Source organism: Kitasatospora sp. NPDC059817 (assembly GCF_042731835.1).
Lineage (GTDB): Bacteria > Actinomycetota > Actinomycetes > Streptomycetales > Streptomycetaceae > Kitasatospora.
The window spans coordinates 1-7,997 of sequence record NZ_JBHWIR010000210.1 but is presented as its reverse complement, the minus strand read 5'-3'; the positions used below and the strand labels follow the sequence as shown (position 1 = coordinate 7,997).

General features: G+C 73.5%; 5 protein-coding genes. 4 read left to right on the top strand and 1 reads right to left on the bottom strand.

What is annotated here, in order from left to right:
- Positions 1 to 210: 210 nt before the first annotated feature.
- Positions 211 to 2,694, bottom strand: coding sequence for a YfhO family protein (locus tag ACFV61_RS30605; protein ID WP_380495138.1), 2,484 nt, complete (start codon positions 2,692 to 2,694; stop codon positions 211 to 213).
- Between the two features lie 141 nt (positions 2,695 to 2,835).
- On the opposite strand from ACFV61_RS30605, the gene ACFV61_RS30600 reads away from it, so the two are divergent.
- From ACFV61_RS30600 to cimA, 4 genes are all read left to right on the top strand, one after another.
- Complete coding sequence (locus ACFV61_RS30600) at positions 2,836 to 3,453, top strand: Uma2 family endonuclease (RefSeq protein WP_380346170.1); 618 nt, start codon at positions 2,836 to 2,838, stop codon at positions 3,451 to 3,453.
- A gap of 9 nt (positions 3,454 to 3,462) precedes the next feature.
- Entirely contained in the window at positions 3,463 to 4,500 is a 1,038-nt protein-coding gene (locus tag ACFV61_RS30595; protein ID WP_063347723.1) for a 3-isopropylmalate dehydrogenase, read from the top strand.
- A 246-nt stretch (positions 4,501 to 4,746) separates the two neighbouring features.
- Positions 4,747 to 5,859: a branched-chain amino acid aminotransferase gene (locus tag ACFV61_RS30590; RefSeq protein WP_063347722.1), complete on the top strand. Its 1,113-nt coding sequence runs from the start codon at positions 4,747 to 4,749 to the stop codon at positions 5,857 to 5,859.
- Positions 5,860 to 6,237: 378 nt separating this feature from the next.
- Positions 6,238 to 7,854, top strand: coding sequence for a citramalate synthase (gene cimA, locus ACFV61_RS30585; protein WP_380380428.1), 1,617 nt, complete (start codon positions 6,238 to 6,240; stop codon positions 7,852 to 7,854).
- The last annotated feature ends 143 nt before the right edge of the window (positions 7,855 to 7,997 follow it).

Here is a 7,997-nt window from a genome sequence, read left to right as displayed (position 1 = left end):
TCTCTTGATTTGTCGTCGGTAGCGTATTTTGTGTATAAGTGACAGGCCTCCCGTGACCGCACCCGTCCGAGGGGCGGCCCGCCGACCTGGCGGGCCGCCCCTCGCGCGTTGTGCCGCGCCTCGGTGGCGCGGGCCCACTTGCGGTGCCACCGGCCGTCGGCAGTGCCCGGCCCGGCTGCCTCAGGCCCGGTTGCGTCAGGCCCGGCCGCCTCAGCCTCGGTCGGCGGCCTGGGCGGCGAGCCGGCGGGTGCGGCGGGGGGCGCGGGTCGGGCGGCGGGAGAAGCGGGTGAAGACGGCGACCAGGGCGAGGGCGGCGGCGGTGGCGGAGCTGACGGTGAGGCCCTCGGTGAGACCGGGCGGGCGGAAGGAGCAGGCGATGCGGTCGGCGCCGGCGCCGAGCGGTACGCCGATCATGCCCAGGACGGGCGTCGGCGGGACGTACCGGCCGCCGCCCGCCGCGCAGGTCCAGCCCTCGGCGGCCGGGACGGACAGCAGCGCGGTGCCGGTGGAGCCGGCCGGGAGGGTCGCGGCGAGGGTGTGCCCGCCGGCCGTCACGCCGGTCGCGCCGGTGGCGGTGAGACGGGCGACGGCGGCGTCCAGGGCGCCGGGCCGCAGACAGCCGATCGGACGGGCCGGGACCTGGCCGACCGTGTCGGAGCGCAGGGTCACCCGGACCGTCCCGTCGGCGGGGACCGGCCCCAGCCGGTGGATCGCGACGGCGGTGGTGGGCTGTTCGCCGTCGCTGCGGTAGGTGGTGCCGAGGCCGCTGACCGTGCCCCGGTACCAGACGCCGTGGAAGTAGGCCGTGCCGCCGGGGGTGCAGGCCGCGGTGAGGACGGTGCCCTCGGCGCCGCCGGGCAGCGACCAGCCGCTGGTGCCGTGCAGGGTGGGCGCCGGGCCGCCGGCCGGGACGGGCAGCGGGGCCTCGTACACCCGGCTGCCGAGCAGTGACTCCTGCCGGGACCAGACCGAGGAGGTGTCCGGCCGGGCGCCGGGCGGCAGCACGGTGACCAGCGGCGGTGCGGCGGCCCGTCCGGGGGTGAAGCCGGCCGGGGGCGGCCCGTCGTCGAGGTGGGCGCGGACGGCGAACAGGGCCTGCCCGACCGGGTCGGTGACGCTGGCGGTCTGCCGCCCGCCCGCCGTCCAGCCCGCGCCGAGGTCGTGCAGCAGCAGGGCGGCGACGGTCGGCAGGTAGCCGCTGAAGTAGCCGCCGCCCTGGCCGTCGAGCAGCAGCGGATCGTTGGTGGTGAAGGCGTGCGGGCCGGGGTCGCTGCGGCCCCGGGGCCAGTCGGCGCCGTCGCGCACCGCCGCGTACCCGGCCCGGACGGCGGCGGGGGAGGCGGGGTCGGCCGGGGCGGCGGCGAGCGCCGCGTACCCGGACCAGACGGCGTTGCCGAGCACCACGCCGGCCAGCACCCAGGTCGCCAGGGCGGTGGCCCGGCGGTCGGTGTGCCGGCGGTCGAGGGTCCGGAGCGCGGCGAGCAGGACGACCCCGCCGACGGCCAGCAGCGTCCAGGTGGAGGCGCGGACCGAGTGCCGGCCCGCCGCCAGCGCGGCGATCACCGAGACCACGGCGGCGCCGCCCAGCAGGGTCAGCCGGTCCGGCCGGTGCGCCAGCGACACCCAGCCCGCCAGCACCAGCAGGCCGCTGAGCACGAACGCGACCCGGTACGGCCCACCGGCCGGGATCGCCAGACCGTGCCAGACCAGCACGGTCGGGGTCCAGACGAAGCTGAGCACCACCAGCACCAGCGCCCCGCACCAGACCGCCCGCTCCCGTACCCGCACCCGCCGGTTGAACGGCAGCCCGCACACCAGCAGCAGCCCCAGCAGGCCGATCGCGACGTCCGGCAGCGGCCGCCCGCCGTGGGTGGCGGGCAGCAACTGCGCGAGGTGCCCGCCGAGCCCGGACGGGCCGAGCGGCTGCACCGGGGACTCCGGCTGGGCGCCGTGCGCGGCCCGGACGGCGACGAACAGCACGGGCGAGGCGAGCAGGACACCGGTGGTGGCCATGGTGAAGGCCCGCCCGGTGACCCGGACCCGGTGGCGCACCGGCCGCGGGGTGGCGAACAGGCGGACGGCCAGCAGCAGCCCGGCCATCAGGGTGGCCAGCGCGGCGGTGTACAGGTTGCCGGCCCAGGCGAGGGTGACGCACAGCGAGCCGGCCACCCAGCGCCGCTCGCGCAGGCACCAGTCGGCGGCCAGGCCGAGCAGCGGCAGCGAGACCAGGCCCCAGAGCCACATCGGCGCCGCCCCGCCGACGTCGAGCACCCAGGCGCAGAGCCCGTACCCGACGGCGGCGAGCGCCCGCAGCCAGTGCGGGCCGGCGTGCAGCCGGCCGAGCAGGTGGGCCATCAGGGCGGTGCCGAGGCCGATGGTGGCGAGGGTGACCAGGAGCAGCGCGAGCCGGCCCTGGTCGCGGGGGAGGAGGGCGGTCGGCCAGGAGAACGGGTTCATCAGGTAGGCGAAGAAGTCGGCGAGGAACGGGACGCCGTAGCCGCTGTTCCAGTTGAACAGGAGGTCTCCGGCGGCCCGCCCGTGCAGCAGGTCCCACAGGTGGGCGTGGTACGGCAGGGTGGCCTCGCCCGCCCCCGTCGGCCACACCCCGCGCAGCCCCACCGCGAGCGCGTACCCGCCCACCGCCAGCCCGGCCGCACTCCCGCAGACCAGCACCTCCCGCCGCCGCACGCCCATCTGCTGCTCGACCCCGTTTCCGCGAGGGATTGCCGGACCCCGCCACCCTAAGCGCGCCCCCCGCGCGGATCAGGCCCCCCGCGCTCCCTCGAAGGGGTGATGAGGTGGTAGCCCGGCGGATCGGCCTGCGACGGTGCCCCGGTGGAAAGGGAACTCGACCTTGCGATGCCGGAGTGGCTGCGCCCTCCGGCTACCGGCTACACCGCGGACGACCTGGATCGGCTACGGGATCTCCCGCCCCACACCGAGTTGCTCTTCGGTGGCCTGGTCTTCTCCGCCCGTCAGACAACGTTCCATGCCCGGACGACCAGCAGGCTGGATCAGCAACTGGCCGACCAGGTGCCGGACGGTTGGGAGGTCTGCTGCCGGATGGGGTTGAAGCTCGACACCCGTAACCGGCCGGAGCCCGATGTCATGGTCGTCGATGCCCGAGCGGACACCGGGCCCGATCAGACGTTCTGGCTGGCCCGGGATGTTCTGTTGGCCGTGGAAGTGGTCGAGGAGGCATCGGCGGAGCGGGACCGCGACGTCAAGCCGCGCAAGTACGCCGCTGCCGGGATCCGCTACTTCTGGCGTGTCGAGCGTGAGCAGCGTGAACCGGTGGTTTACGCCTACGAGTTGGATGAGGCTGCCGGCGATTACGTTCAGAGCGGGACTTTCCCTGGCAGCCTGACGGTTCAGCGGCCGTTTCCGTTGACGGTCACCCTGACCCGTCCGGATGGTGGACGCCGGGTGTCAGCCCCTGGGACACCGGAGTAGGGTCCGAGCATGTCTCGCACGATTCGTCTCGCAGTTGTCCCGGGTGACGGCATCGGCCAGGAAGTGGTGGCCGAAGGTCTCAAGGTCCTGGGTGCCGTGCTTCCCGCCGAGGTGAAGCTGGAGACCACCGAGTACGACCTCGGCGCCCGGCGCTACCACCGGACCGGGGAGACCCTGCCGGACAGCGTGCTGGCCGAGCTGAAGTCGCACGACGCGATCCTGCTGGGCGCCATCGGCGACCCGAGCGTGCCGTCGGGCGTGCTGGAGCGGGGGCTGCTGCTGAAGCTGCGGTTCGCCTTCGACCACCACATCAACCTGCGTCCGGGCCGCCTGTTCCCCGGGGTGAAGTCCCCGCTGGCCGGTGAGCCGACCATTGACTTCGTGGTGGTCCGCGAGGGCACCGAGGGCCCGTACGTCGGCAACGGCGGCTCGCTGCGCACCGGGACGCCGCAGGAGGTGGCGACCGAGGTCAGCCTGAACACCGCGTTCGGCATCGAGCGCGTGGTGCGCGACGCCTACCGCCGGGCCCAGGCGCGTCCGCGCAAGAAGCTGACGCTGGTGCACAAGAACAACGTGCTGGTGCACGCCGGGCACCTGTGGTCGCGGATCTTCGCGGAGGTCGGCCGGGAGTTCCCGGAGGTGACCACCGACTACCTGCACGTCGACGCGGCGACGATCTTCTTCGTCACCCAGCCGGAGCGCTTCGACGTCATCGTCACCGACAACCTGTTCGGCGACATCCTGACCGACCTGGCCGCCGCCGTCACCGGCGGGATCGGCCTGGCCGCGAGCGGCAACATCAACCCGGGCGGTGAGTTCCCGTCGATGTTCGAGCCGGTGCACGGTTCGGCGCCGGACATCGCGGGCCAGGGCAAGGCCGACCCGACGGCCACCGTGCTGTCGGTCGCCATGCTGCTGGAGCACCTGGGCTTCGCCGCCGAGGCCGCCCGGGTGGAGGCCGCCGTCGCGGCGGACCTGGCCGAGCGCACCGGCACCCGCAGCACCTCCGCGGTCGGCGACGCGCTGGTCACCCGAGTAGCCGGCTGACGGGCCGGATCCGCTTGACGGACTCCGGCCCACGGGCCGGGGCCGACAACGGTCGCGGCCCGGCGGGCCGCACCACATAACCGCAGCTTGCAGCTCCCCAAGGAGCGGGCAGCTGTTCGGCACGGCCCTCTGGATGCGAGTATCGACAGTGGGTCGTGCCGTTGTGCGTTCGTTCCGGTGCTGGTTGGCCGCGGCGGGCACCCGGCGGTGGCGGCCCGGACCTACCCCACGGTGAAGGAAACAGCCATGAGCACGCCCACCCAGGCGCCCATCACGTTCGACCTCAAGCCTTCCGCCCACCCGCTGCCCACCGCGGAGCGCGAGGCCCGGCTGATCAACCCCGGCTTCGGCCGGGTCTTCACCGACCACATGGTCACCATCCGTTGGACCGAGGGCGTGGGCTGGCACGACGCGCAGCTGGCGCCGTACGCGCCGCTGGAGGTCGACCCGGCGAACATGACCCTGCACTACGGCCAGTCGATCTTCGAGGGCCTGAAGGCCTACCGCCAGGCCGACGGCTCCATCGCGACCTTCCGTCCGGAGGCCAACGCGGCCCGCTTCCAGGCCTCGGCCCGCCGGCTGGCGATGCCGGAGCTGCCGGTGGAGACCTTCGTCGAGGCCGTCGAGCTGCTGGTCCAGCAGGACCAGGGGTGGGTGCCGAACGAGCCCGAGCAGAGCCTGTACCTGCGTCCGTTCATGTTCGCCACCGAGGTCGGTCTGGGTGTCCGCCCGGCCAACTCCTACCTGTTCATGATCATCGCCTCGCCGGCCGGCGCCTACTTCCCGGGCGGCGTCAAGCCGGTCTCGGTGTGGCTGTCCAAGGAGTACGTCCGGGCCGCTCCCGGCGGCACCGGCGCCGCCAAGTGCGCCGGCAACTACGCCGCTTCGCTGATCGCCCAGGCCCAGGCCGCCGAGAAGGGCTGCGACCAGGTCGTCTGGCTCGACGCCGCCGAGCACCGGTGGATCGAGGAGATGGGCGGCATGAACCTGTACTTCGTCTTCGGCGAGGGCAAGGACGCGAAGATCGTCACCCCCGAGCTGTCCGGCGCCCTGCTGCCCGGCATCACCCGCGACTCGCTGCTCCAGCTCGCCGCCGACCTCGGCTACGCCGTCGAGGAGCGGAAGATCTCCACCGACGAGTGGCAGCAGGCCAACGCGGACGGCACCCTCACCGAGGTGTTCGCCTGCGGCACCGCCGCCGTCATCACCCCGGTCGGCTCGGTCAAGTCGGCCGCCGCCGACTGGACGGTCGGCGCCGGCGAGCCCGGCCCGACCACCATGGAGCTGCGCCGGGCCCTGCTGGCCATCCAGGGCGGCCAGACCCCCGACACCCACGGCTGGCTGCACAAGATCGTCTGAGGCGGCACCCGCTCCGGCCTGCCCTGTTCCGCATCGCGAGACGGGCGGGCCGGATGCCGGGACGTGTGCCAGACTGCGAGCGTGTCCTCGCTGTCGCTGATGATTAGCAGCAGGCGCGCCGGTCCGCAGTGACCGCTCCCGCAGGACCCGATGCGGAGCGACCACCAGCGTCCAGACCCGCGCGCAGACCTCTCGCACCCGCGAGGGGTTTTTTCGTTTTTCGGGCACCGCCCCGATGAACACAGCCTCCGGACCGGCCGAGAGCCCCCACAAGGGGCTCGGGGACACCGGAGCCGCGCGCGGGATGCTGGACAGTGGAGCCGGGACTCGCAATCCGGCAGAGCAGTACGAACCTCCCCGAACGGAGAACCAGGGGTCATGACCGAGGTCAGCCGTACCGACGACAGTTTCCACGTGTTCGACACCACCCTGCGCGACGGTGCGCAGCGGGAGGGCATCAACCTGACGGTGGCGGACAAGCTGGCCATCGCGCGGTACCTGGACGAGTTCGGGGTGGGCTTCATCGAGGGCGGCTGGCCGGGGGCCAACCCGCGCGACACCGAGTTCTTCGCCCGGGCCGCCGCCGAACTGGACCTGCGGCACGCCCGGCTGGTCGCCTTCGGCGCCACCCGCCGGGCCGGCGGCAAGGCCGCGGAGGACCCGCAGCTGGCCGCGCTGGTCGCCTCGGGCGCCCCGGTCGTCACCCTCGTCGCCAAGGCGCACGACCGGCACGTGGAGCTGGCGCTGCGCACCACCCTCGACGAGAACCTGGAGATGGTCCGGGACAGCGTCGAGTTCCTGCGCGCGCAGGGACGGCGGGTGTTCATCGACTGCGAGCACTTCTTCGACGGCTACCGGGCGAACCGCGAGTACGCGCTGGCCGTGGTCCGCACCGCGCACCAGGCGGGCGCGGACGTGGTGGTGCTGTGCGACACCAACGGCGGGATGCTGCCGGCCGGCGTGCGGGAGACCGTCGCCGACGTCCTCGCCGTCACCGGTGCCCGGCTGGGCATCCACGCCCAGGACGACACCGGCTGCGCGGTGGCCAACACGCTGGCCGCGGTGGACGCCGGCGCCACCCACGTCCAGTGCACCGCCAACGGCTACGGCGAGCGGGTCGGCAACGCCAACCTGTTCCCGGTGGTCGGCGCGCTGGAGATCAAGTACGACCGGCGGGTGCTCCCCGAGGGGCGGCTCGCCGAGATGACCAGGCTGTCGCACGCGATCGCCGAGGTGGTCAACCTGACCCCCTCCACCCACCAGCCGTACGTCGGCTACTCGGCCTTCGCGCACAAGGCGGGCCTGCACGCCTCCGCGATCAAGGTCGACCCTGACCTGTACCAGCACATCGACCCGGAGCGGGTCGGCAACACCATGCGGATGCTGGTCTCCGACATGGCGGGCCGCGCCTCGGTCGAGCTCAAGGGCAAGGAGCTCGGCTACGACCTGTCCAGCGATCGGGACCTGGCCGGCCGGGTGGTGGCCAAGGTGAAGGAGCAGGAGAACCTCGGCTACACCTACGAGTCCGCCGACGCCTCCTTCGAGCTGCTGCTGCGCGACGAGGTGCGCGGCGGCCGGGAGCGCTTCTACACCCTGGAGTCCTGGCGGACCATCAGCGAGCAGGGCCCGAACGGGTTCACCGGCAACGAGGCGACGGTGAAGCTGTGGGCGAAGGGGGAGCGCCGGATCGCCACCGGCGAGGGCAACGGCCCGGTGAACGCGCTGGACCAGGCGCTGCGCACCGCGCTGGAGGGGATCTACCCGCCGCTGGCCCGGTTCGAGCTGGTGGACTACAAGGTCCGCATCCTGGAGGGCCAGCACGGCACCGGCTCCAAGACCCGGGTGCTGATCGAGTCCACCGACGGCACGTCCACCTGGTCGACCGTCGGGGTGGCCGACAACGTGGTGGCCGCCTCCTGGCTGGCGTTGGAGGACGCCTACACCTACGGGCTGATCCGGGCCGGCCTGGAGCCCACCGACCAGACCGCCGAGTAGCTCACCGGGCAGCCCGCCGGGCGACCCGCCGCGGCCGCGGCCCGCAGACCTCCGAACGAAGGTCCGTGGGCCGCGGCCGCGGCCGTGTCCGTCATCGGAGTCGGGCGAGGAGGGCGTGTTCGACGAGGGTGATGAGCCGCGTT

Coding starts and splice junctions, on each gene's coding strand:
- ACFV61_RS30605 (WP_380495138.1), bottom strand. CDS start 2,694: ATGGGCGTGCGGCGGCGGGAGGTGCTGGTCTGCGGGAGTGCGGCCGGG.
- ACFV61_RS30595 (WP_063347723.1), top strand. CDS start 3,463: ATGTCTCGCACGATTCGTCTCGCAGTTGTCCCGGGTGACGGCATCGGC.
- ACFV61_RS30590 (WP_063347722.1), top strand. CDS start 4,747: ATGAGCACGCCCACCCAGGCGCCCATCACGTTCGACCTCAAGCCTTCC.
- cimA (WP_380380428.1), top strand. CDS start 6,238: ATGACCGAGGTCAGCCGTACCGACGACAGTTTCCACGTGTTCGACACC.